This is a genomic window from Streptomyces sp. NPDC033131 (genome assembly GCF_055578365.1).
In genome coordinates, this window is the sequence record NZ_JBVIPA010000001.1 from 507,563 (window position 1) to 529,790 (window position 22,228).

A 22,228-nucleotide genomic window follows, 5' to 3' on the forward strand; every position below is an offset into this window, starting at 1 on the left:
AGCCGTATGACATCTGTCATCCGTTGGTCAGGATCACCGGCACTGCCGGGCGCCCGGGCGCTCACGGCCACCCTCCCGCTGCGGCTCGCACGGCTGACCATCCCGGCGGTGGCCGCCCTGCTGACGGCGACCGCCCTGGCCGTACCGGACGGCGTGAGACGCCGACAGGGGCAGCGGCCCCACGCGACGAGCCACGCCGCACCCGCGGTCGCGCGACAAGGGTCAGTTCAACCTGGACCGCGCCGCATGAGCCTGCTGCCGGACGCGAGCCGCAGCAGCCTCGTCCACCGCGACCACCACCTCGGCATACGCGTCCAACTCCGCCGCCCCCGCCACGAAGTCACCCCGCTGCACCAGCAACTGCGCCCGCTCATAGCGCAGCCGCGCAGGATGCGAAGGCAACAGCAACGACAGCTCCACCGCCCACAACGACACGTCCGACCGCTCCGGGCGCGCCGCGGCCCACGCCCGGATGTTGTTCAGGATCCGCAGCACCACCTCCAACGGCTCCGCGGGACCGAGCATCGACGGCTGCAGCGAGGCCCCCGTCGCCCCGGCCACCATCAGCTCGGCGTCGCCCCCGGTCAGCACCCGCCCCCCGTCGAACGGATCGGCGAGGACCTGCTCGTCCGGCGGACCGAAGCCGACGACGAAATGCCCGGGCAGGGCCACCCCGTACACCGGCGCCCCCGCCCGCCGCGCCACCTCCATCCACACCACGGACAGCAGGATCGGCAGCCCGCGCCGCCGCCGCAGCACCTCGTGCAGCAGTGAGGACTCCAGCCGCTGGTAGTCGGCAGGGGCGCCACGGAAACCGCACCGGTCCCCGAGCAGCTCGCGCAGCGACACCGCCCAGGAACGGGGCCCGCCGGGCCGGAACGGCAGGTGTCCGGCCAGCCGGTCCAGCTCGACCTGCGCGGCGTCCAGGCCCGCCTCGTCCAGCGCGCCGTCCGCCTCGGCGCCCACCAGCAGGCACAGCGCGGACAGGTCGGGCCGCTCGGAGCGGGCTTCCTCGGCGAACCGGCGGCGCAGTTCGGCGGAGCGTTCGGGGGGCGGGGGGTACGGGGGACGCATAGCTGGCTCGTGCCCTTTCACGGCGATCGCTACCGGTGGTTTCGCTACCGTTCGTCGTCGGCACGTCCGGGCGCGCGGTAGTGGTGGTACGCATGATGCGCCGCGAAGCCCATCCCGGCGTACATCGCCCGCGCACCGGCGTTGTCGGTCTCGACCTGGAGCCACGCCGCCGAGGCGCCCTCGTCGAGGGCCCGCCGGGCGAGCGCGGCCATCACGGCCGAGGCCAGCCCCTGCCGCCGTAGCGCGGGATCCACCTCGACGGCGGCGAAACCGGCCCACCGCCCGTCGACGACACACCGGCCGATGGCGGCGGGCGCGCCCGCACCGGGAACCGTCGCGAACCACACGGAAGGCCCGCTCCCCAGCACCTTCAGGGCCACCTCGCTCATCCCCTTGCGCTGATACCGGGCCAGCCAGGCCTCGTCCGCCTCCCGGGACAGCACCACCGCGGAGCTCTCCGGGCGGTCGGCGAGCGGTGCCAGCGCCCCGATCCACAGCTCGGCGGTCACCTCCCGCGTCCAGTCCCGCCGCTCCAGCTCCGCGCACAGCAGCTCCTGCGTGCCCTCGGCGCCGGTCGCGGTCTGGACGTAGGCGGGCAGCCCGCGTTCGCCGTACCAGCGTCGTACGGCCGTCAGGGCCTCGTCGAGGGGCATGCCCGGGTCGCCGAGCGGCAGCACCGAGTTGGCGCGGCGCGTGAACCCGGCGGCGGCCCGCAGCTCCCACTCGCCGAGATCTTGGCGCTCCACCGGCCGCCAGGCCCGGGAGGCGATGCGCGCCAGCTCCTCGTACGAGGCCGCCGGACCCCGTCGGCGGGCCGGTGCGGGCGGCACGACCTTGCCCGCTACCAGCGAGGATTCCGGAATCCGGACGCTCTCCCCGTCCCGTCGTGTGATCAGCAGCACACCGTTGTCCCATGATGTGAGAACACCCACCGTGTCGGTGAACTTCTCACCGGTCACCCCAGGTTCGCCCAGGCGCCGTACGGACACCCGTTTCCCCACGTCAGCAGCGGTGATGCGGACGACGAGACGTCCGGTCGCAGATATTTCCACAGGTCGGTCCACCCCTCCTGTTCGGATCATGCCCCGGAACGGAGATACTAGGGGCGGGCATCGACGACGCCGCGCTCCCGCGCGCCAGGCGGCGGAGCCTGAGGAGGCCCGCCAGCGCCCTATCGAGGAGGAACGACAGCGTGACCTACGTCATCGCGCAGCCTTGTGTCGACGTCAAGGACAAGGCGTGCATCGAGGAGTGCCCGGTCGACTGCATCTACGAGGGCTCCCGGTCCTTGTACATCCACCCGGACGAATGCGTCGACTGTGGTGCCTGTGAGCCGGTCTGCCCGGTCGAGGCGATCTTCTACGAGGACGACACTCCGGAGGAGTGGAAGGACTACTACAAGGCGAACGTCGAGTTCTTCGACGAACTCGGCTCTCCCGGTGGTGCCAGCAAGCTGGGGCTGATCGAGCGCGACCACCCCTTCATCGCCGCGCTGCCGCCGCAGAACGGCTGAGAGCGGCCCGCGTCACCAGCGCCGCCTCGGTCCCGTACGGCCTGATCTCCTTGATCATGACCGTCGTACGGGACCGAGGCGTTTGCCGTACCAGAAAGTGAGCCAGACCCGTGTCCGCAGTCTCCGACCGTCTCCCCACCTTCCCCTGGGACAAGCTGGCGCCGTACAAGGCCACGGCCGCCGCGCATCCGGACGGCATAGTCGACCTGTCCGTCGGCACCCCGGTCGACCCGGTCCCCGAGCTGATCCAGAAAGCACTGGTCGCCGCTGCCGACTCGCCGGGCTACCCGACCGTCTGGGGCACGCCGGAACTGCGCGACGCGATCACGGGCTGGCTGGAGCGCCGCCTCGGCGCCCGCGAGGTCACCCACCGCCACGTCCTGCCGATCGTCGGCTCCAAGGAACTCGTCGCCTGGCTCCCGACCCAGCTGGGCCTCGGCCCCGGCGACCGGGTCGCCCACCCGCGGCTGGCCTACCCGACCTACGAGGTCGGCGCGCGCCTGGCCCGCGCCGGGTACGAGGTCTACGACGACCCGACCGACCTGGACCCGGCCGGTCTGAAGCTGCTCTGGCTGAACTCGCCGTCCAACCCCACGGGCCAGGTCCTGTCGAAGGCCGACCTGACCCGGATCGTCGCCTGGGCCCGCGAGCACGGCGTCCTGCTCTTCTCCGACGAGTGCTACCTGGAGCTGGGCTGGGAGGCCGAGCCGGTCTCCGTCCTCCACCCCGACGTGAACGGCGGCTCGTACGACGGCATCGTCGCCGTCCACTCCCTGTCCAAGCGCTCCAACCTGGCCGGCTACCGCGCCGCGTTCCTGGCGGGCGACCCGGCCGTCCTGGCCCCGCTCCTGGAGATCCGCAAGCACGGCGGCATGATGACGTCCGCGCCCACGCAGGCAGCGGTGGTGGCGGCGCTGGGCGACGACACCCACGTCCGCGAGCAGCGCGAGCGCTACGCGGCCCGCCGCACGCTCCTGCGCGAGGCGCTGGTGGGCCACGGCTTCCGCATCGAGCACAGCGAGGCCAGCCTCTACCTCTGGGCCACCCGCGACGAGTCCTGCTGGACCACGCTCGCCGACCTGTCCGACCTCGGCATCCTCGTGGCCCCGGGCGACTTCTACGGCGAGGCCGGCGAGAACTTCGTACGCGTGGCGCTCACGGCCACGGACGAGCGGGTGCGGGCGGCAGTGGAACGGCTCGCGTAGAGCAGGCACAGGGAGCAGGCGGACCGCAGGCGCCGCGAGCAGACAGAGCGACGGGGCCCAGGAGAATCCTGGGCCCCGTCGTCGGATCCGGGTGCCTAGCCGAGCGGCAGGCCGCCCTTCACCGGCAGCGAGTCGGCCGCCGGCAGTCCACCCTTGGTGAGGGAGTCCGTGGGCAGTCCGCCCTTCGTCGCCGTCGACGTGGTGCCGCCGAGGACGTCTCCGGCGGAGCCCGCCGCGTCGCCCGCGGTCTTCTGTGCGGTGGGCGCCGCCTTCTTCACGGCCTTCTTCACGGCCTTGCCGCCGGTCTTGCCCGCGGTGTCGGTCACGTTCTTGGTCGCACCGTCGACCGTGTTGCCGACGCTCGCCCCGTCCAGGGCGGTCAGCCCACCGAGGTTCGGGGCGGCCGGCAGCTCGGGGGCCGCGCTGGCGGAGCCGGCCGCACCGACCCCGGCAGCCGCTCCCGCAGCGACGAGCAGCGCGGCACGGGCGATCCGTCGGGTCAGGGGGAGGGACATGTTGCTCCTTTGACGGAAGAGAACGAGGAAGTGTCCGACCTGCCCGGCAGTGGACCGACTGGCTGTCGGTCCGGCTGTTGATCTCCGGGCTCGGACGCAGTGACTACCGCTCGAGGCCCGGGAAGGTTGCGGCGGGCCAACGTAAAGAGTTGGCAATGCGTCGCATTATCGGCTGCGGATAAACACGGGCAAAAAGCGCCCGGTCCGAAAGTCTGCCGAATCCTTACAGCCCTTTGTTCTCAAGGGTTTCTCCAGATACGGGGGTGACGCGACGAAAACCTGCACACACCCACGCCCGAACCCGGCGGACGTAACCCTTCCGAGTGAGCGTCCGTACTACTGCGCAGTGACGATCCGGACCGAGTCCGCGGTCCGCTCCGCGCCTGCGGCGCCCTTGGTGTCGGCGCTGCGCCACTGGCTGTCGGTGTTCCCGGCCGTCCACTGCCGTCCCGCGTACGAGACCCGTTCGATGTGCAGCGCGGAGGCGTTGGCCACGGCCCAGTGCGCCAGCTGCCAGCCCCGCTGCCGCAGGCTGCGACCGGAGCCGGAGCCCGCCTCGCTCACCGGCAGCGTGACGGTCCGTCCGCCGCCTCCGGCCCCGCCCGCGGAGGGCGTCGGCGTGGGAGCCTGCGCGCCCACCTCGGCCGAGGCCGGCTCCAGCACGTCCCGCCCGAAGTCCCGCACGAGCGCCGTCCGCACCGCGTCCGTACCCGCGGCCTGCGTCATGGCCGGACGGCCCTCGCAGGTCAGCGTGGCCGCGGACTGCCCGGTGAGGGCGGCGGCGAGCAGGGTGGCGTCCGGTTCGTGCTTGGCGTACGCCGTCGGAAAGCCGCTGCGCTGCACCTTCTGCGCGGCGACGGTCAGCGGCAGCCGCGTGTAGTCGGGCACCTTGGCCAGGTGCGTGTAGAAGGCGTTCGCCGCGTACGTCGGGTCCAGGATCTCCGTCGGCGTGCCCCAGCCCTGCGAGGGCCGCTGCTGGAACAGGCCGAGCGAGTCGCGGTCGCCGTGGTCGATGTTGCGCAGCGCCGACTCCTGGAGCGCGGTGGCGAGCGCGATCGTCACGGCCCGCTCGGGCATCCCGCGCCCGGTGCCGACGGCCGCGATGGTCGCCGCGTTCACCGCCTGCTCCGGCGAGAACTCGTACGTGGCGCCGTCGCTCCTGCCCGAGACGACCTTGCAGCCTGGTGTGCCCGCGCCTCCGGTGAGGTACTGCACCACGAGGTAACCGGCGACGGCACACATGACAACCAGGGCCGCCAGGGAACGAAACAGGCGGCCGCGGCGCTTGGGAGTGGGGGACAGCTCTGGCACGCGCCACAAGATACTGGAGAGTACTGTGCGGCTGCGCCGGGTGCGGAAAGTCTGTGCGAAGGCACGGGGCGTTAGGGTCGACAGCATGGCCGACACCTCACTTGACCTGACGCTGGACGCAGCGAAGCTCACCGCGCAGCTCGTGGACTTCCCCTCCGAGAGCGGCTCCGAGAAGCCCCTCGCGGACGCGATCGAGATCGCGCTGCGCGCCCTGCCCCATCTGACGGTCGACCGGTACGGCAACAACGTCGTCGCCCGCACGCACCTGGGCCGCCCGGAACGCGTCATCCTGGCCGGCCACATCGACACCGTCCCGATCGCGGACAACGTCCCCTCCCGGCTCGACGACGAGGGCTACCTGTGGGGCTGCGGCACCTGTGACATGAAGTCCGGGGTGGCCGTGCAGCTCCGCATCGCGGCGACGGTCCCCGCCCCGAACCGCGACCTCACCTTCGTCTTCTACGACAACGAAGAGGTCGCCGCACACCTCAACGGCCTCAAGCATGTGGCCGCGGCCCACCCCGAGTGGCTGGCGGGCGACTTCGCCGTCCTCCTGGAGCCGACGAACAACCAGGTCGAGGGCGGCTGCCAGGGCACGCTGAGGGTGTTCCTCAAGTTCACGGGGACACGGGCGCACTCCGCGCGCGCGTGGATGGGCTCCAACGCGATCCACGCCGCCTCCCCGGCTCTCGCCAAGCTCGCCGCGTACGAGCCGCGCAAGCCCGTCGTGGACGGCCTCCAGTTCCACGAGGGCCTCAACGCCGTGGGCATCGAGGGCGGTGTCGCCACCAACGTCATCCCCGACGCCTGCACCCTCGTCGTCAACTTCCGCTACGCGCCGGACCGCAGCGAGGAGGAGGCGGAGGCCTTCGTCCGGGACTACTTCGCGGACTGCGGCGTCGACGAGTTCGTCGTCGACGACCACACCGGCGGCGCCCGCCCCGGCCTCACCCACCCGGCCGCGCAGGCCTTCATGGCGGCCGTCGGCGGCGAGGCCCGCCCCAAGTTCGGCTGGACGGACGTGGCCCGTTTCAGCGCCCTCGGGGTACCCGCGGTGAACTACAGCCCCGGCGAGCCGCTTCTCGCCCACAAGGTGGACGAGAAGGTGAAGGCGTCGCTCATCCCGCAGGCGGAGGAGCGTCTGAGGTCGTGGCTGACGGCATGAGGGGGCGCGTGAGGCCGTGATGGTGCTTGACGGCGCTTCATGGCGGACATGCTCACGTCCCCCGTCCGTAACCCGCGTAGATCTACGCTGAGGTGGAAAGACGGCAAGCGGAGGGAGCGCACATGGCTACTGGCAACCCCGAGGGCAAGAAGCAGCCACCGGAGGAGCAGCGCCTGGGACCTGTCCTCCGGAGGCGCGAACAGGTCCAGGCCAGCACCACCGACCAGCGTCTGCTGGACGCGGGCGGCCCCTCGGACTGGGTCCACACCGACCCGTGGCGGGTCCTGCGCATCCAGTCGGAGTTCATCGAGGGCTTCGGCACACTCGCCGAGCTCCCGCCCGCCATCAGCGTGTTCGGCTCCGCGCGTACGCCCGCCGACTCGCCGGAGTACGAGGCGGGTGTGCGGCTCGGCCGCGGCCTGGTGGAAGCGGGCTTCGCCGTGATCACGGGCGGCGGCCCCGGGGCGATGGAAGCCGCCAACAAGGGCGCCTGCGAGGCGAAGGGCATCTCCGTCGGCCTGGGCATCGAGCTCCCCTTCGAACAGGGCCTCAACCCCTACGTCGACATCGGGCTCAACTTCCGCTACTTCTTCGTCCGCAAGATGATGTTCGTGAAGTACGCCCAGGGCTTCGTGGTCCTGCCGGGCGGCCTCGGCACGCTGGACGAGCTGTTCGAGGCGCTGACCCTGGTGCAGACCCAGAAGGTCACCCGCTTCCCGATCGTCCTCTTCGGTACGGAGTACTGGGGCGGGCTGGTGGACTGGCTGAAGAACACACTGATCGCCCAGGGCAAGGCCTCCGAGAAGGACCTGCTCCTGTTCCACCTCACGGACGACGTGGACGAGGCAGTGGCGTTGGTGTCGAAGGAGGCGGGCCGCTAAGGGCGCGCTTCTTCGCCCCCGCCGCGCTTCGCGCTCGTCCTCGAACGCCGGACGGGCTGAAAATCCAGCCCCTCCGGCGTTTGAGGAGCGGGGTCTGGGGCGGAGCCCCAGAAGGACGGGAACGGGAAGGGGCGGCGGGGGCGACGAAAAACCTACGCCAGCCCCCGCCGCGCCACCGCCGGCGCCCGGTGCCCCGCGATCGACGCCACCATGTCCACCACCTGCCGGGTCTCCGCCACCTCGTGCACCCGGTACACCTGGGCACCGAGCCACGCGGACACGGCCGTCGTGGCCAGCGTCCCCACCACCCGCTCCTTCACCGGCCGGTCCAACGTCTCGCCCACGAAGTCCTTGTTGGACAGCGACACCAGCACCGGCCACCCGGTGTCGACCATCTCCCCGAGCCGCCGCGTCGCCTCCAGACTGTGCCGCGTGTTCTTCCCGAAGTCGTGCCCGGGATCGATCAGCACGGACTCCCGGGGGACCCCCAGCGACACCGCCCGCTCGGCCAGGCCCACGGTCACCCGCAGAATGTCGGCCATGACGTCGTCGTACGTCACCCGGTGCGGCCGCGTACGAGGCTCCGCACCGCCCGCGTGCGTACACACCAGCCCCACCCCGTACCGCGCGGCGACCCCCGCCAGCCCCGGGTCCACGCCGCCCCACGCGTCGTTCAGCAGATCGGCGCCCGCCTCGCAGACGGCCTCGCCGACCTCCGCCCGCCAGGTGTCCACGCTGATGACGACATCGGGGAAACGCCGCCGGACCTCCGCCACGAAGCCGACCGTCCGCCGCGCCTCTTCCTGGGCCGTCACCTCTTCGCCCGGCCCGGCCTTGACCCCGCCGATGTCGACGATGGCCGCGCCCTCCGCCACCGCCTGCTCCACGCGCGCGAGCGCCGGTTCGTCGCGGAAGGTGGCGCCCCGGTCGTAGAAGGAGTCCGGGGTCCGGTTCACGATCGCCATGATCACCGGCTCGTGCGCGCCGAATTCACGCCTGCCCAGCCTGAGCATCCCCTGTGACCTCTTCTCGTACGTCGTGGTCCTCGGCGTCTGTGACCGCCTGCGACCCTAACTGTCAGACTCGCATGGCACGATCGGACCCTGACACATTCGACGCCGGCGCCCAGCACGCCGGCACGGATCATGGGGACCTCAGCGATGGTTATGTTCTTGTTCCTGGTCATCGCGCTGGCCGTGGTGGTCGCCGCGGTGACGCTCGCCGTCGTGGGGGGAGGCGAGGGCGGCGGCCCGCTGCCGGAGGCCGCTCCGGAGCGTCTGCAGGACCCGCTGCCCCCGGACCGCCCGGTGAACCGCGCGGACATCGAGACCCTGCGCTTCCCGCTCGCCGCCCGCGGCTACCGCATGGCGGACGTGGACGATGCGCTGGGCCGCCTCGGCGCGGAGCTCGCCGAGCGGGACGCCCGGATCGCCGACCTGGAGTCCGCGCTGGCCGGTGCGCAGGCCGCCGTGCACCACGTCTCCATGGAGAAGCCGGCACAGGAGGAGCGGCCGTGAGCGACAAAGCCGCCATCGCCGGTCCGGACGGCGCGCTGCGCTGTCCCTGGGCCCTGTCGGCCGCGGAGTACGTGACCTACCACGACGAGGAGTGGGGCCGCCCGGTCCACGGCGACGACGCGCTCTTCGAGCGGCTCAGCCTGGAGGCCTTCCAGTCCGGCCTGTCCTGGATCACGATCCTGCGCCGCCGCCCCACCTTCCGCGACGCCTTCGCCGGCTTCGAGATCACGAAGGTCGCCGCCTTCACGGACGACGACCGCGCGCGCCTGCTCGCCGACGCGGGCATCATCCGCAACCGCGCCAAGGTCGACGCGACGCTCGCCAACGCGCGCCTGCTGGCCGACTGGGCCCCGGGCGAACTCGACGACCTGATCTGGTCCCACGCCCCCGACCCGGCGGACCGCCCGACCCCGAAGACCCTCTCCGACGTCCCCGCGGTCACTCCCGAGTCGACCGCCCTGTCGAAGGCCCTCAAGAAGCGCGGCCTGCGCTTCGTCGGGCCGACGACGGCGTACGCGCTGATGCAGGCGTGCGGGCTGGTGGACGACCACCTGGAGGCATGCGTGGCGAGGCGGGGCTGAGCCCGCCCCCGCCCCGCGCCCTCGGCCGCGCCTCCCGGCTCAGCGGCCGAGGTACTTCGGCTTCTCCTTGTTCACGAACGCCTGCACCGCGATCGCGTGGTCCTCGGAGGAACCCGCCCGGGTCTGCAGCTCATCCTCCTTCTCCAGGGTCTCGGCCAGGGAGTGGGACAGCCCGTAGGCCATCGCCTCCTTGATCGCCCCGTACGCCACCGTCGGCCCCTCCGCCAGCGCCCGTGCCACCTTCTCCGCCTCGGCCCGCAGGTCGGCCGACGGCACGATCCGGTTGGCGATGCCCAGCTCGTACGCCTCCTGGGCCGTGATGCTGCGCGGGAAGAGCAGCAGGTCGGCCGCCCGGCCCGGTCCGATCACCCGGGGCAGCGTCCAGGAGATGCCCGAGTCGGCGGTCAGCGCCACGCCGGCGAACGACGTGTTGAAGGCCGCGGTGTCCGCCACGATCCGGTAGTCCGCGGCCAGCGCGAACCCGAATCCGGCCCCGGCCGCGACGCCGTTCACCCCGGCCACCACGGGCTTGCGCATCTCCGTCAGCGCCCGCGCGACGGGGTTGTAGTGCTCCCGCACCGTGCTCATGGTCTGCCCGGTTCCCGCCTCGCGGTCGGAGGCCAGCAGCCCGATGTGCTCCTTGAGGTCCTGCCCCACGCAGAACGCCCGCTGTCCGGCGGCCGTCAGCAGGACCGCCCGTACGGCCTCGTCGGCCGCCGCGGCCTGGACCGCGTCCCGCAAGGCGACCTTGGTGGCGATGTTCAGCGCGTTCATCGCCTCCGGGCGGTTCAGCACGATCGTCGCGAGTCCGTCGTTCACCTCGTACAGCACAGTGTCGGCCATGGCGTGTCCCCTCCGGTCCGCGGCTCGGACGTACTCGTCGGTACGTCCCTGTGTCCGAAGGACAGCATGGCGGAGATCACCGTCCGGGGACCGGACCGGACGTGTGACCTGCGTCAAAGATTTCGGGACCGCTTCCGCCCGGCGGATGTCCGTGCGGCGGCGAAGTATCGCAGTCACATCGCCGAATTGAGTGGTTTTGCTCGCGCGCGTTGCCCAAGCGATGCCGACTGATGTTGGTCATCGGGTCCTGAGATGCGGGATAATGGCCTGGAAGCAATGTGTTCGATGCCGGTGTCGTGCGTCCCACCCCGGGACGAGCGTGCCCTCCAGGGCCGTCGGCTTTGACGATGAGCTGGTTTCAGGAAGGGGAACGAGCATGGCGGCCATGAAGCCGCGGACGGGCGATGGCCCGCTCGAGGTGACCAAGGAGGGGCGGGGCATTGTCATGCGCGTTCCGCTCGAAGGCGGCGGGCGGCTCGTCGTCGAGCTGACCCCCGATGAGGCCGACGCGCTCGGTGACGCCCTCAAGAAGGTCGTCGGCTGACGCGGAGCGCGACCATACCCTTTCGGCGACCCCGGTACCGCATGCGGTACCGGGGTCGCGGTTTGTCGTCCGCAAGGCCGTTCCGATGCCGTTGCCGGAAGGGTCAGCGCTTGACCGCGCAGAGCAGCCCGTCACCCACTGGGAGCAGTGACGGCACGAGTTCCTGGCTCTCGCGCACGGCGCGCAGCAGCTCTCGCAGCCGCAGGACCTCCGTGGGCTGCGGGCCCGAGTCGACCGTCCGGCCGTTGGCGAAGACGCCCTCGAAGACGACCAGGCCGCCGGGGCGCAGCAGCCGCAACGATTCAGCGAGGTAGTCCATGACCTCCTGCCGGTCGCCGTCACAGAAGACGAGGTCGTAACCGGCGTCCGCGAGCCGGGGCAGGACGTCCAGGGCGCGGCCCGGGATGAAGCGGGCCCGGTTGCTGGCGAAGCCGCAGGCGCGGAAGGCCTGGCGGGCGAACTGCTGGTGTTCCGGCTCGGGGTCGACCGTGGTCAGGACACCGTCCGGACGCATTCCGTACAGCAGATGGATCCCCGACACGCCGGTGCCGGTTCCGATCTCCGCGACCGCCTTGGCCTCCACGGTGGCAGCGAGCAACCCGAGCGCCGCGCCCGTGCCGGGCGACACCGAGCGCAGCCCCGCCTCGCGGGCCCGGTCACGGGCCCAGTGCAGGGCTTCCTCCTCGGCGACATAGGCGTCGGCGAACGCCCAGCTCGTCTGCCGGTTGCCGGTAATGACCCTCTCCTGTCCCCGTGGTTGCCTGGGCGTGACTGTATCCGTTGGCGTCGGGAACCCGCAGATGGGACCGGGCGTTTAGAGGGGTGGGAGACAGGGCGGAGGACACGGTTGGATCACGATGACGAGCAGGCGCTCGAGCAACTGCTGACGCAGCCGCACGAGCCGTGTCAGCACAGATCAATTTCTCGTAAAACCGCTTATCCGGAGCTAACGGGCGAGGTGGCTATGGTAGGGGCTCCACTGGACACCACCAGAGCCGACAGGGGAGGTGCGGCTGCACCTGTGGATCGGGGAGGAGTGCTGCGGCGCTTCCTCGGATCGGCGGGCAGGCCGAAATCCGTGAACGACACCGCTGCTGACCACAGTCACGCCGCCGAGTACGCCCAGACCGCGACCTTCTCCACCGACGCGGACGGGCAGGCGTGGACTCCGCCCACCTGGGAGGAGATCGTCAGCACCCACAGCGGCCGGGTATACCGGCTCGCCTACCGTCTGACGGGCAACCAGCACGACGCCGAGGACCTCACCCAGGAGGTCTTCGTCCGCGTCTTCCGCTCGCTGTCGACCTACACGCCTGGCACCTTCGAGGGCTGGCTGCACCGCATCACCACCAACCTCTTCCTGGACATGGTCCGCCGAAAGCAGCGCATCCGTTTCGACGCCCTCGGGGAGGACGCGGCCGAGCGACTGCCCAGCCGCGAGCCGTCTCCGCAGCAGGTCTTCAACGACGCGCACTTCGACGCCGACGTCCAGCAGGCCCTCGACACCCTCGCCCCCGAGTTCCGCGCCGCGGTCGTCCTGTGCGACATCGAAGGACTGTCGTACGAGGAGATCGCCGCGACCCTGGGCGTCAAGCTCGGCACGGTCCGGTCCCGCATCCACCGCGGCCGTTCCCAGCTGCGCAAGGCCCTCGCGCACCGCTCGCCGGAGGCCCGGGCCCAGCGCCGTTCCTTCATGGCCCGTGTTCCCGCGCTGGGGGGAGGGGGCGCGACCGCGTGAGTGGATCACGGCCTACCCCGTCCGAACAGCATCTGGGAGACCGACTCGCCGCCCTCGTGGACGGAGAGCTCGGTCATGAGTCGCGCGACCGTGTCCTCGCGCACCTGGCCACCTGTGCCAAGTGCAAGGCGGAGGCCGACGCACAGCGCCGACTGAAGAACGTCTTCGCGGAGGCGGCACCCCCGCCGCCCTCCGAAAGCTTCCTCGCACGCCTCCAGGGTCTTCCCGCGGGAGGCGACGCCGACGGCGGCGGCGACTCGCCGTTCGGCGGCTCCGGCTTCGCCGGCCCACTGGCCGGACGGCCCGGGTCCACCGGGGTCTTCGGCCTGAGGCGCGGCGAGCGGTTCGAGTTCGACTACCTGCCCGCCCGCCCGCATACCCCGGTGTTTCCGCCCTCCCCGGCGAACCGCGGCTTCCGCATCCACGACGTCAGCCGTCACGAGGCCGAGCGGTCGGCATCACGCGGGTTGCGGTTCGCGTTCGTCGCCGCCGGGGCGGTGTCCCTGGCCGCGATCGCACTGGGCGGGGTCGCCACGGTGACTCCGGGCGACACCGTCGCCGACGCCCGCGGCGGGTCCGGCACGGGGAGCAACGTGACACCGGCCCGCACGCAGGGCGCGGGAGCCGTCACGGCGCCCGAGAGCCAGCGACGCCGTGGGCTCGGCCCGCTGCTCGCCCAGGGCCAGAGCCAGGGCTCGCTCGGTGACACCCCGGTCGCCCCGACCGAGGTCTCGGCACCCTTGCTGCCCGGGGTGCAGGCCGCCGCGGTGGGCCGGCTGCACGAGGGAGTCCACTCGCTGGCCGCGCCCGTCATGGCCGGTGCGGCCGCCATGTCCCCCCTGATACGTCCGCTCAGCGCGGCCCCGCCGATCGACCTCACCGCGTGGTCCGCGACCCCGGACCTCCTCGCCACCCCCGGCCTCCTCGCCGCGACGGTCCCCGACTCGGCCTCCTCCCCCTCGGCGTCCTCCGTCACCCCCCGCTGACTCGCCGGCCGATCCCGGCCGACGCCCCGCCTGACCTGCCCCTGCGCGGCGGCTCGGGAACCTGGTTGAATCCAGGGAGTCGTACGTTCGGCGCGTGGGGGCCGCGAGGCGGAGCCCGAGCTGTGGGGGAAGCATGAACGAGGGGAAGCCCGCGAAGGCGAAGTGGTGGAGCCGTCCTCGACCGCAGGACCTCGCGGACCAGGCACAAGCGCCCGGTCCGGTCGAGGACGCGGTGCCCGGCGACGCCGGGAACGGCGTCCACGGCACCGGCGCCGACGGAGACTTCGAACTGAAGGCTCCGGAGAAGAGGCCCGACACGGGGGGCGACTTCGAGCTGGCCCTGCCCAGCGCGATGCCCGCGGTGCCGGAAGGGGAAGCGGCGGTGCCCGGGTCCGCCGCCGACCGCGTGACCGGGGCCGGAGTCGAGCGAGCCCCCGTGCCGGTGGCGGACCGTTCCGGCCGCACCGACCGCCTCGTCCAGCCGGAAGCCGAGACGGCCGCTCCCGCCGCGCCGGCCTCCGAGCAGTCCCCTGTGCCCGTTGCCGATGCGCCCGTTGCCGAGCGTCCCCGGCCCCTGCACGACCCGGACCCCTACAGCACCCCGCCCTACGGCGAGCCGGGCCCCTGGGCCCCTGCCCCGCCCGTACAACACCCGGCGACCACGCCGGCGCACGGCACGCCCGCACTGGCGCCGACCGGGCAACCCGGCCCGTACGTCCCGGCCCCGGGCGCCGACGTCCCCGTCTCGGACCCACACGCCTTGCCGACCCCGACCCTGGCCCCGGCCGTCGACACGCAGGTTCCGGCCTCCGCGCACCCCGCGGTCCCCGCCCCCGGCGTGCCCACCCCGCCCCGCCGGCCCGCCGTCGCCCCGGCGGCCCCTGGAGGCCCGGCTGCGCCCGGCGGGGCCCCGGAAGCGCCCCCTGCGCTTTCGTTCGCCGCGGGGCCATCAGCGGCCCCGCACAGCCCCGCGCAGGGTGCGCCCCCCTCCACCCCTTGGCAGAACTACGACCCCTGGGCCCCGCTTGCCGCCGCTCCCCTCCAGCAGAACGGTGCGGCCGTCCTCAGCAAGGACCAGCGGCGCAGGCACGTGAGGAAGGCGCTCGTCGGCGGGGCCGCGCTGCTGGCGCTCGTGTCCGGCGGCGTCGGCGGCGTCGTCGGGACGTATCTGGAGCGCAACGGCGGGGTCGGGGCCGTCGAGCTGCCGCAGGCCGGGGCCGAGTCGGCGGGCCGGGCTCCGGACAGCGTGGCGGGGATCGCCGCGCGGGCGCTGCCCAGTGTGGTGACCCTGCATGTGAACGGGTCCGACGAATCGGGTACCGGCACCGGATTCGTGCTCGACGACCGCGGTCACATCCTCACCAACAACCACGTCGTCGAACCCGCCGCCGCGGACGGCGAGATAACCGTGACCTTCCACAGCGGTGACACCGCCGAGGCCACCGTCGTCGGCAGGGACAGCGGCTACGACCTCGCCGTCGTCAAGGTCAGCGGTGTGACGGGGCTCAGGCCCCTGACCCTCGGCAACTCCGACAACGTCCAGGTCGGCGACCCCGTCGTCGCCATCGGCGCCCCCTTCGATCTGGCGGGCACCGTCACCTCCGGCATCATCAGCGCCAAGGGGCGGCCCATCACGGCCGGCGGCGAGAGCGGGGACGGGAGCGACGTGTCGTACGTCGACGCCCTGCAGACCGACGCGCCCATCAATCCCGGCAACTCCGGCGGGCCCCTCCTCGATGCGCAGGCCCGTGTCGTCGGCATCAACTCCGCCATCCGGTCCGCCGACAGCGGCTCCGCCCCGGACGGCGGCCAGGCCGGTTCGATAGGCCTCGGTTTCGCCATACCGGTCAACCAGGGCAAGCGCGTCGCGGAGGAGCTGATCAACACCGGCAAGGCGACCCACCCGGTGATCGGCGTCACCCTCGACATGGACTACGCCGGCGACGGCGCCCGCGTGGGCACGAAGGGAAGCGACGGCGGCCCCGCGGTCACCGTCGGCGGTCCCGGCGACCGGGCCGGCATCGAGGCAGGCGACGTCATCACCGAGGTCGACGGCCAACGCGTCCACTCCGGCGACGAGCTCATCGTCAAGACCCGCGCCCACCGCCCCGGCGACCGCCTCGAGATCACCGTGGAGCGCGACGGCAGGGAGAGGACGATCTCGCTGGTCCTCGGATCCTCCGACGGCGGATGAGACTCACACGGACATCACAGAAGAGGGCCCGTAATGGCCCGATCAGTGGCCTCACAAGGCAAACAACCCGGAAAACCCCACACGTACCCGCACTCGGAGGGCTCGGGACAGTACCCGTCCGACGGGAAGGCCGGGTACCGTGGACCCGGCCCGGACCACGGAAGACCGCACTGACCCCCGAGGGCCGAGGACCGAGGACATCGCAAGGAGCTTCAGGTGTTCAATGACATAGGACCGCTCGAGCTGATCACGCTCGTTGTCCTCGCCGTGCTCGTCTTCGGTCCGGACAAGCTCCCGAAGGTCATCCAGGACGTCACGCGGACCATCCGCAAGATCCGGGAGTTCTCGGAGAGCGCCAAGCAGGACATCCGCAGCGAACTGGGCCCGGAGTTCAAGGACTTCGAGTTCGAGGACCTCAACCCCAAGACGTTCATCCGCAAGCAGCTGGACAACGACGAGCTGGGGCTCAAGGAGATCCGCAACGGCTTCGACCTGAAGAAGGAGATGGCCGAGGTCACGGACGCGGTCCACGGCCGTGACAGCGACTCGTCGTCCTCTTCGTCGTCGTCCGCGTCCTCCGGCGGCACCGTCGACATGACGAAGAAGCCCGAGACGCCCGCGGAGCGCCCGCCGTACGACGCGGACGCCACCTGAGCGTGCGCCCGGGCGCACGCTCCGCCGTACGTGACGCGTTTCATACTCCTGAGGGACCCTCCACGGCCTGAACGCGCCCTCTGGGCGACCCACCCGCCGGGCGGTTTCCCGGCTGTCCGCAGCGGGGTGGCTATGCTGCCGAGTTGTTGTGCGGAGCGGACGAGTACGCCCGAAGGGGGGCGGGCCGTTCGTTCCGACGAGAGCGAGGAGGCGTCCGGGCACATGGAGACGACGAGTCGGGCAGTCGGGCAGGCGTCGGCCGCGGAGGGTGGACAACAGGTCCCCACCGCCCGGCGCACGGTCGACGGCTACCTGCTGGCGCCCTTCCCGTGGTACGGCCTCGACGAGGCCTTCACGGGACCGCGCTGGCTGATGCAGGTCGGTACGGCGGCCGACGGAGCCGTCGAGCACGGTTCCATCGGGCACGGCGACGAGCCCTCCGTACGGAACGAGGCGTCGGAGGACAAGGAGAAGTTCGCGGTGGTGGTCACCGTCGCGGCCAACCCCGTGCGGCGCAGCGCCGACGGCACCGGCCTCCTGGAGGCCACGTCGGTGTCCTCGGCGGCCTGGCTGGCGGGAGTGGGGCTGCTGTCCTTCACCTGGCCCGGCCAGATGGACCACAGCCTGCGTGACGACTGGCTGGACCAGCAGACCGAGACGGCCTGGGCCCTCGCGGACGACCTGGACGGCGACGACTGGTCGACGCTGTCCCTGCCCGTGGACGGCGTTCCGACGACCTTCCACTACCGCGAGTCCGAGTTCGGCTGGGTGCTGGCCGGGTCGACTCAGCAGGGGGTTCACGTGGGGGCGTACGGAAGAGGCATGAGCGCGTACGGGCTCGGCTTCGCCATGATCAAGGACATCGGCACCTACGCATGAGAAAGGGGCGCCGGTGGTGTCCGGCGCCCCTTCGCCCGCGCCCCCAGGGCGTTCTAGAACTTGTTCCTCGGCGTGATGCCCAAGGACAGTCCCGACAGACCCCGCTGCCGTCCCCCCAGCTTCCCCGCGATCGCCCGCAGGGCCGCGCCCGCCGGGGAGTCCGGGTCGGTCAGGACGACCGGCTTGCCCTCGTCGCCGCCCTCGCGGAGACGGACGTCGATGGGGATGGAGCCGAGGACCGGGACGGTGGCGCCCGTGGTACGGGTCAGGCCGTCCGCCACCGACTGGCCGCCGCCCGTGCCGAAGACGTCGACCATCTCGTCGCAGTGCGGGCAGGGCAGGCCGGACATGTTCTCCACCACGCCGACGATCTTCTGGTGGGTCTGGACGGCGATGGAGCCCGCCCGCTCGGCCACCTCGGCCGCCGCCTGCTGAGGCGTCGTCACGACCAGGATCTCGGCGTTCGGGACCAGCTGGGCCACCGAGATGGCGATGTCGCCCGTGCCGGGCGGCAGGTCGAGCAGGAGCACGTCCAGGTCGCCCCAGTACACGTCCGAGAGGAACTGCTGCAGCGCCCGGTGGAGCATCGGGCCGCGCCAGACGACCGCGGAGTTGCCCGGGGTGAACATGCCGATCGAGATGACCTTCACGCCGTGCGCGGACGGCGGCATGATCATGTTCTCGACCTGGGTGGGACTGCCGTCGGCGCCCAGCATGCGGGGCACGCTGTGGCCGTAGATGTCGGCGTCGACGACACCGACCTTCAGCCCGTCCGCGGCCATCGCCGCCGCCAGGTTCACCGTCACCGACGACTTGCCGACGCCGCCCTTGCCGGAGGCGATCGCGTACACACGGGTCAGCGAGCCCGGCTTCGCGAAGGGGACCTCGCGCTCGGTCTGGCCACCGCGCAGCGCGGTCGCCAGTTCCTTGCGCTGCTCGTCGCTCATGACGTCGAGTTCGACGTCGACACGGGTGACGCCCTCGACCGCCGAGACCGCATCCGTCACGCGCTGCGTGATCGTTTCGCGCATGGGGCAGCCGGAGACCGTCAGGTACACGGCGACCGCGACCGCTCCGTCCGCGCCGATCTCCACGGACTTGACCATCCCCAGTTCGGTGATGGGTCGGTTGATCTCGGGGTCGTTCACCGTCGCCAGTGCTTCACGCACCGCGTCTTCCGTAGCCATAAGGACGATGGTACGGCGCCCGGAGGGGGCTGCGGAAAGCCCCGTCACCGGTCGTCTACGTCACGTGCCCGCGACCGTTCTGCCGGGAATACGACATGGCCGTCGTGCCGCCCGTCCAGTTCCTTCACCAGGTCCTGCAGTTCGGAGCGGATCCAGTCCCGGGTCGCGACCTCGCCGAGGCCGATCCGGAGCGAGGCGATCTCGCGGGTCAGGTACTCGGTGTCGGCGATCGACCGCTCGCTCGCCTTGCGGTCCTGTTCGAGGTTGACCCGGTCACGGTCGTCCTGCCGGTTCTGCGCGAGCAGGATCAGCGGGGCCGCGTAGGAGGCCTGGAGCGACAGCATCAGCGTCAGGAAGATGAACGGGTAGTTGTCGAAGCGCAGGTCACTGGGCGCGAAGATGTTCCACAGCACCCACAGGATGATGACGATCGTCATCCAGACGATGAACCGGCCGGTGCCCAGGAACCGCGCGATGCGCTCCGACAGCCGTCCGAAGGCCTCCGGGTCCCACTCGGGCAGGAGCCGGCGCCGGGGCGGGCGGGGCTGGTCGAGGCGGGGACGGGAGCGGGTGGTGGCGGTCGCGCCCGCCAGAGTGCGCTCGCGGGCGGCCTCGCGGGTGCTCTCGCGCTCAGGAGCCATGAGGGGCCACCTCCTCGTCCTCGTCCTCGTCGAGGTGGAACTCGGTCTCCCGCCAGTCGTCGGGCAGCATGTGGTCCAGGACGTCGTCCACGGTCACCGCGCCCAGCAGCGACCCCGCCTCGTCCACGACGGGCGCCGCGACCATGTCGTACGTCGCGAAGAACCCGGCGACCAGGGGAAGCGCCGCGTCCGGCGCCAGTGACTGCAGGTCGTCGTCGAGGATGGAGCTGACCAGGGTGTACGGAGGGTCGCGCAGCAGCCGTTGGAAATGGACCGTGCCGAGGTACTTGCCGGTCGGGGTCTCGTCGGGTGGCCGGCAGACGTAGACCTGGGCGGCGAGGGCGGGGGACAGGTCGGGATTGCGGACGCGGGCGAGCGCGTCCGCGACGGTCGCGTCGGGCCGCAGCACGATCGGCTCGGTCGTCATCAGACCGCCGGCCGTGTGCTCCTCGTACGCCAACAGGCGCCGCATGTCGGCCGCGTCGGAGGGCTTCATCAGGCTCAGCAGCCGCTCCTGGTCGCCCTGGGGCAGCTCGGAGAGCAGGTCGGCCGCGTCGTCCGGGTCCATCGCCTCCAGGACGTCGGCGGCCCGCTCCTCCTTCAGCTTGCCGAGGATCTCGATCTGGTCGTCCTCCGGCAGTTCCTCCAGGACGTCGGCCAGGCGGTCGTCGTCGAGGGCGGCGGCGACCTCGGCGCGCCGCTTGGGGGAGAGGTGGTGCAGAACGTTGGCGAGGTCGGCCGGGCGCAGCTGCTCGAAGGTGGCGAGGAGGCTCTCGGCGCCCTGTCCGTGCTCCTCGAGGGAGAAGCCGGTGACGGCGGACCACTCGGCGGTCAGGGTCTCGCCCTTGCGCCGGAAGGCGCCGCCCTTGCCGCCCTTGCGGACGAAGACGCGGTCGATCTCCCAGTCCCGGCGGGCCGGCAGCTGCTGCACCGCGACGTCCAGGACCGTGACCTCCTCGTTGGTCTCGACGAGCGTGACGCGCCGGTCGAGGAGTTCCCCGAAGACCAGCCGCTCGGTGGGCCGCTGCTCGAAGCGGCGGACGTTGAGGACGCCGGTGGTGATGACCTGGCCGGACTCGATGCCGGTCACGCGGGTGATGGGCAGGAAGATGCGGCGGCGCGTGGCGAGTTCGACGACCAGGCCGAGCAGGCGTGGCGGCCGCCGTCCGACGCGCAGCATGACGACCAGGTCGCGCAGGCGGCCGACCTGGTCGCCGGCCGGGTCGAAGACGGCGACGTCGGCGAGGTGCGAGACGAAGATCCGGGGGGCGCCCGCTGCCATGGCTGTGCTTCCTTTTCGTGCGGGATTCGTACGGAGTTGTGTCCTGGGCCGCTGGGTGGGTCTCTTTTCCGAATTGCCCGCTCGGGTGGGCTTCAGGCTAGCCCGTCCCGTTCGGATACGCGCTGGTGAGGAGTCCGGACGGTCTGGCTCCGCCCGTGCTGCCGGGCCCCGGTACGCTGCCGTACGCCGCTGAAGGACCCTTGTCAGAAAGGCAGCCCCATCTGTGACTGCGATTCCCCGGCGCCGTACCCGCAGGGCCGCACTGGCGGGCGCGCTGTGCGCCCTCGTCGTGACGGGGACCGGCCTGACGGGATGCGGCGAGGACCCGGACGCGGGGACCAACGGCGTCGGCAAACTGCCGGCCGACCAGATCCAGTCCAGGACGCGTACCGCGGCCGGGTCGGCCGTGGCGGTCCGGCTCTCCGGGAACGTGGTCGCCAGCGGGCGGACGTACAAGCTCGACATGCGCCTGAAGTCCGACGGGGGCTCCGGCTCGGTCACCTCCGAGGACGCGACCTTCCACCTGCTGCGGATCAAGGAGCAGCTCTTCCTCAAGGCGGACGCGGGCTTCTGGACCGACGCGGACGGCAAGGGCGACGGCTCCGACGCGGACGCGGCGGCGGCCGACAAGCTCGACGGCAAGTACGTGAAGGTGCCGCAGGGCGACCCCTCGTACAAGAAGTTCAGCGGCTTCACGGACATGGACGTCCTCCTCGACGGTCTTCTGACGCTGCACGGCACGCTGGAGAGGGACGGCCACCACGAGCAGGCGGGTGTGCGCACCATCCGCATCGCGGGCGACGACGGTTCCGGCGGCACGCTGGACGTCTCTTTGGAGGGCAAGCCGTATCCGCTCCGCCTGGTACGGGCGGGCGGCGCCGGCACCCTGACCTTCTCGGCCTGGGGCAAGACCTTCGCTCTGACGGAGCCGGACAAGGACGAGACGGTGGACTACGGCAAGAAGCTGCCGACGTCCTGACGGCTACCGTCGCTTGCGACGCTTCAGCAGCAGTCGCGGCAGCCCCGCCGGAACCGGCTCACGCGTCGTCGCCGGCGTCGGCAGCGGCGCCTGCGCCAGATCGCCGTCGGGCAGCGGTGACGTCGTGCCTGTCGGCTCCAGGCGGAGTACCCGGCATTCGCGGGCCCAGCGCTCCGTCATGGCCTCGCCGTCCGGGGCGTTCAGCCGTTTGCCCTTGAGCTCCGCGACCGCCGCCTCCCACTCGGGGGAGCGGGACGCCAGCTCCACGACCGTCGCCGCCCAGGAGACCAGCCGGCCGCCCTTGTCCTTGCTGCGGACCGTGACCTGGGCCGTGGTTCCGTCGGCGAGCCCGGGCAGCGGCTGTTCGCCGGGCCCGTCGCCGATCAGACAGGCCGCGCCCTCGTGCCACACGTGCCACAGTGCGCGGGCCGGGCCGCCGGGTCCCTCGACCCAGATGAGGCCGGACTTCTTCGTGGCCTCCTCGACGAGGGCCTGGTCGAGCAGCTCGCTAGTCATGGGCTCAGCCTATCCAGGGGTCT

At 71.8% G+C, this 22,228-nt stretch carries 24 protein-coding genes; 13 read left to right on the forward strand and 11 right to left on the reverse strand.

Annotated features, from left to right (window positions below; translation table 11 throughout):
* Positions 1–222 precede the first annotated feature (222 nt).
* Both ACZ5XS_RS02235 and ACZ5XS_RS02240 read right to left on the reverse strand, forming a co-directional pair.
* On the reverse strand, positions 223–1,074 hold the full coding sequence (locus tag ACZ5XS_RS02235; protein ID WP_468647318.1) for a transglutaminase family protein: 852 nt from the start codon (positions 1,072–1,074) through the stop codon (positions 223–225).
* Positions 1,075–1,118: 44 nt separating this feature from the next.
* Positions 1,119–2,126, reverse strand: coding sequence for a GNAT family N-acetyltransferase (locus tag ACZ5XS_RS02240; protein ID WP_468647319.1), 1,008 nt, complete (start codon positions 2,124–2,126; stop codon positions 1,119–1,121).
* A 140-nt stretch (positions 2,127–2,266) separates the two neighbouring features.
* Here ACZ5XS_RS02240 and fdxA point away from each other — a divergent pair, with 140 nt between their 5' ends.
* Both fdxA and ACZ5XS_RS02250 read left to right on the forward strand, forming a co-directional pair.
* A complete protein-coding gene (gene fdxA, locus ACZ5XS_RS02245) occupies positions 2,267–2,587 on the forward strand; it encodes a ferredoxin (protein ID WP_003985062.1) in 321 nt (106 codons plus the stop codon).
* A gap of 110 nt (positions 2,588–2,697) precedes the next feature.
* Positions 2,698–3,792 (forward strand): bifunctional succinyldiaminopimelate transaminase/glutamate-prephenate aminotransferase, encoded by a 1,095-nt coding sequence (locus tag ACZ5XS_RS02250; RefSeq protein WP_468647320.1) that lies wholly within the window; start codon positions 2,698–2,700, stop codon positions 3,790–3,792.
* A gap of 95 nt (positions 3,793–3,887) precedes the next feature.
* Here the strand turns inward: ACZ5XS_RS02250 and ACZ5XS_RS02255 are convergent, their stop codons facing one another.
* Together ACZ5XS_RS02255 and ACZ5XS_RS02260 are read right to left on the reverse strand one after the other, a co-directional pair.
* Positions 3,888–4,307, reverse strand: coding sequence for an ATP-binding protein (locus ACZ5XS_RS02255; protein ID WP_468647321.1), 420 nt, complete (start codon positions 4,305–4,307; stop codon positions 3,888–3,890).
* Positions 4,308–4,643: 336 nt separating this feature from the next.
* Positions 4,644–5,618 (reverse strand): VldE C-terminal domain-containing protein, encoded by a 975-nt coding sequence (locus ACZ5XS_RS02260; RefSeq protein WP_468647322.1) that lies wholly within the window; start codon positions 5,616–5,618, stop codon positions 4,644–4,646.
* An 85-nt stretch (positions 5,619–5,703) separates the two neighbouring features.
* Here ACZ5XS_RS02260 and dapE point away from each other — a divergent pair, with 85 nt between their 5' ends.
* Positions 5,704–6,783: a succinyl-diaminopimelate desuccinylase gene (gene dapE, locus ACZ5XS_RS02265; protein ID WP_468647323.1), complete on the forward strand. Its 1,080-nt coding sequence runs from the start codon at positions 5,704–5,706 to the stop codon at positions 6,781–6,783.
* A 122-nt stretch (positions 6,784–6,905) separates the two neighbouring features.
* Positions 6,906–7,664: an LOG family protein gene (locus ACZ5XS_RS02270; protein WP_217241086.1), complete on the forward strand. Its 759-nt coding sequence runs from the start codon at positions 6,906–6,908 to the stop codon at positions 7,662–7,664.
* A 152-nt stretch (positions 7,665–7,816) separates the two neighbouring features.
* On the opposite strand, the gene folP is transcribed toward ACZ5XS_RS02270, so the two are convergent.
* The gene (gene folP / locus ACZ5XS_RS02275; protein WP_468647324.1) at positions 7,817–8,677 is read right to left on the reverse strand and encodes a dihydropteroate synthase; all 861 of its coding nucleotides are present in this window, start codon (positions 8,675–8,677) and stop codon (positions 7,817–7,819) included.
* 153 nt (positions 8,678–8,830) lie between these two features.
* Between folP and ACZ5XS_RS02280 the strand changes: the two genes are divergently transcribed.
* Together ACZ5XS_RS02280 and ACZ5XS_RS02285 are read left to right on the forward strand one after the other, a co-directional pair.
* On the forward strand, positions 8,831–9,181 hold the full coding sequence (locus tag ACZ5XS_RS02280; RefSeq protein WP_468647509.1) for a DivIVA domain-containing protein: 351 nt from the start codon (positions 8,831–8,833) through the stop codon (positions 9,179–9,181).
* Entirely contained in the window at positions 9,178–9,762 is a 585-nt protein-coding gene (locus tag ACZ5XS_RS02285) for a DNA-3-methyladenine glycosylase I (protein WP_468647325.1), read from the forward strand. Before ACZ5XS_RS02280 ends, ACZ5XS_RS02285 begins: the two co-directional genes overlap by 4 nt.
* 39 nt (positions 9,763–9,801) lie before the next feature.
* On the opposite strand, the gene chcB is transcribed toward ACZ5XS_RS02285, so the two are convergent.
* The gene (gene chcB, locus ACZ5XS_RS02290; RefSeq protein WP_468647326.1) at positions 9,802–10,605 is read right to left on the reverse strand and encodes a 2-cyclohexenylcarbonyl CoA isomerase; all 804 of its coding nucleotides are present in this window, start codon (positions 10,603–10,605) and stop codon (positions 9,802–9,804) included.
* Between the two features lie 376 nt (positions 10,606–10,981).
* On the opposite strand from chcB, the gene ACZ5XS_RS02295 reads away from it, so the two are divergent.
* Entirely contained in the window at positions 10,982–11,149 is a 168-nt protein-coding gene (locus ACZ5XS_RS02295; RefSeq protein ID WP_003966491.1) for a DUF3117 domain-containing protein, read from the forward strand.
* A gap of 103 nt (positions 11,150–11,252) precedes the next feature.
* Here the strand turns inward: ACZ5XS_RS02295 and ACZ5XS_RS02300 are convergent, their stop codons facing one another.
* Entirely contained in the window at positions 11,253–11,951 is a 699-nt protein-coding gene (locus ACZ5XS_RS02300) for an O-methyltransferase (RefSeq protein WP_308406918.1), read from the reverse strand.
* Between the two features lie 162 nt (positions 11,952–12,113).
* On the opposite strand from ACZ5XS_RS02300, the gene sigE reads away from it, so the two are divergent.
* From sigE to ACZ5XS_RS02325, 5 genes are all read left to right on the forward strand, one after another.
* On the forward strand, positions 12,114–12,887 hold the full coding sequence (gene sigE / locus ACZ5XS_RS02305; RefSeq protein WP_266434131.1) for an RNA polymerase sigma factor SigE: 774 nt from the start codon (positions 12,114–12,116) through the stop codon (positions 12,885–12,887).
* Positions 12,884–13,873 (forward strand): anti-sigma factor family protein, encoded by a 990-nt coding sequence (locus tag ACZ5XS_RS02310; RefSeq protein WP_468647327.1) that lies wholly within the window; start codon positions 12,884–12,886, stop codon positions 13,871–13,873. Before sigE ends, ACZ5XS_RS02310 begins: the two co-directional genes overlap by 4 nt.
* Before the next feature lie 133 nt (positions 13,874–14,006).
* Entirely contained in the window at positions 14,007–16,067 is a 2,061-nt protein-coding gene (locus ACZ5XS_RS02315) for a S1C family serine protease (RefSeq protein WP_468647328.1), read from the forward strand.
* A 216-nt stretch (positions 16,068–16,283) separates the two neighbouring features.
* On the forward strand, positions 16,284–16,721 hold the full coding sequence (locus ACZ5XS_RS02320; protein ID WP_468647329.1) for a sec-independent translocase: 438 nt from the start codon (positions 16,284–16,286) through the stop codon (positions 16,719–16,721).
* A 222-nt stretch (positions 16,722–16,943) separates the two neighbouring features.
* Positions 16,944–17,600 (forward strand): hypothetical protein, encoded by a 657-nt coding sequence (locus ACZ5XS_RS02325; RefSeq protein ID WP_468647330.1) that lies wholly within the window; start codon positions 16,944–16,946, stop codon positions 17,598–17,600.
* A 53-nt stretch (positions 17,601–17,653) separates the two neighbouring features.
* Here the strand turns inward: ACZ5XS_RS02325 and ACZ5XS_RS02330 are convergent, their stop codons facing one another.
* From ACZ5XS_RS02330 to ACZ5XS_RS02340, 3 genes are read right to left on the reverse strand one after another with little or no spacing between them, the layout of a single operon-like run.
* Positions 17,654–18,787 carry an Mrp/NBP35 family ATP-binding protein gene (locus ACZ5XS_RS02330; protein ID WP_468647331.1) on the reverse strand — a complete coding sequence of 378 codons (1,134 nt, stop codon included), beginning with the start codon at positions 18,785–18,787 and terminating at the stop codon, positions 17,654–17,656.
* Positions 18,788–18,831: 44 nt separating this feature from the next.
* On the reverse strand, positions 18,832–19,428 hold the full coding sequence (locus ACZ5XS_RS02335; protein WP_217241077.1) for a DUF1003 domain-containing protein: 597 nt from the start codon (positions 19,426–19,428) through the stop codon (positions 18,832–18,834).
* Positions 19,418–20,710: a magnesium transporter MgtE N-terminal domain-containing protein gene (locus tag ACZ5XS_RS02340; protein ID WP_468647332.1), complete on the reverse strand. Its 1,293-nt coding sequence runs from the start codon at positions 20,708–20,710 to the stop codon at positions 19,418–19,420. The genes ACZ5XS_RS02335 and ACZ5XS_RS02340 overlap by 11 nt, the downstream gene beginning before the upstream one ends.
* Before the next feature lie 223 nt (positions 20,711–20,933).
* Here ACZ5XS_RS02340 and ACZ5XS_RS02345 point away from each other — a divergent pair, with 223 nt between their 5' ends.
* A complete protein-coding gene (locus tag ACZ5XS_RS02345) occupies positions 20,934–21,689 on the forward strand; it encodes a hypothetical protein (protein WP_468647333.1) in 756 nt (251 codons plus the stop codon).
* Positions 21,690–21,692: 3 nt separating this feature from the next.
* Here ACZ5XS_RS02345 and ACZ5XS_RS02350 read toward each other — a convergent pair whose 3' ends face one another.
* Complete coding sequence (locus tag ACZ5XS_RS02350) at positions 21,693–22,205, reverse strand: hypothetical protein (protein ID WP_468647334.1); 513 nt, start codon at positions 22,203–22,205, stop codon at positions 21,693–21,695.
* Positions 22,206–22,228: the final 23 nt, after the last annotated feature.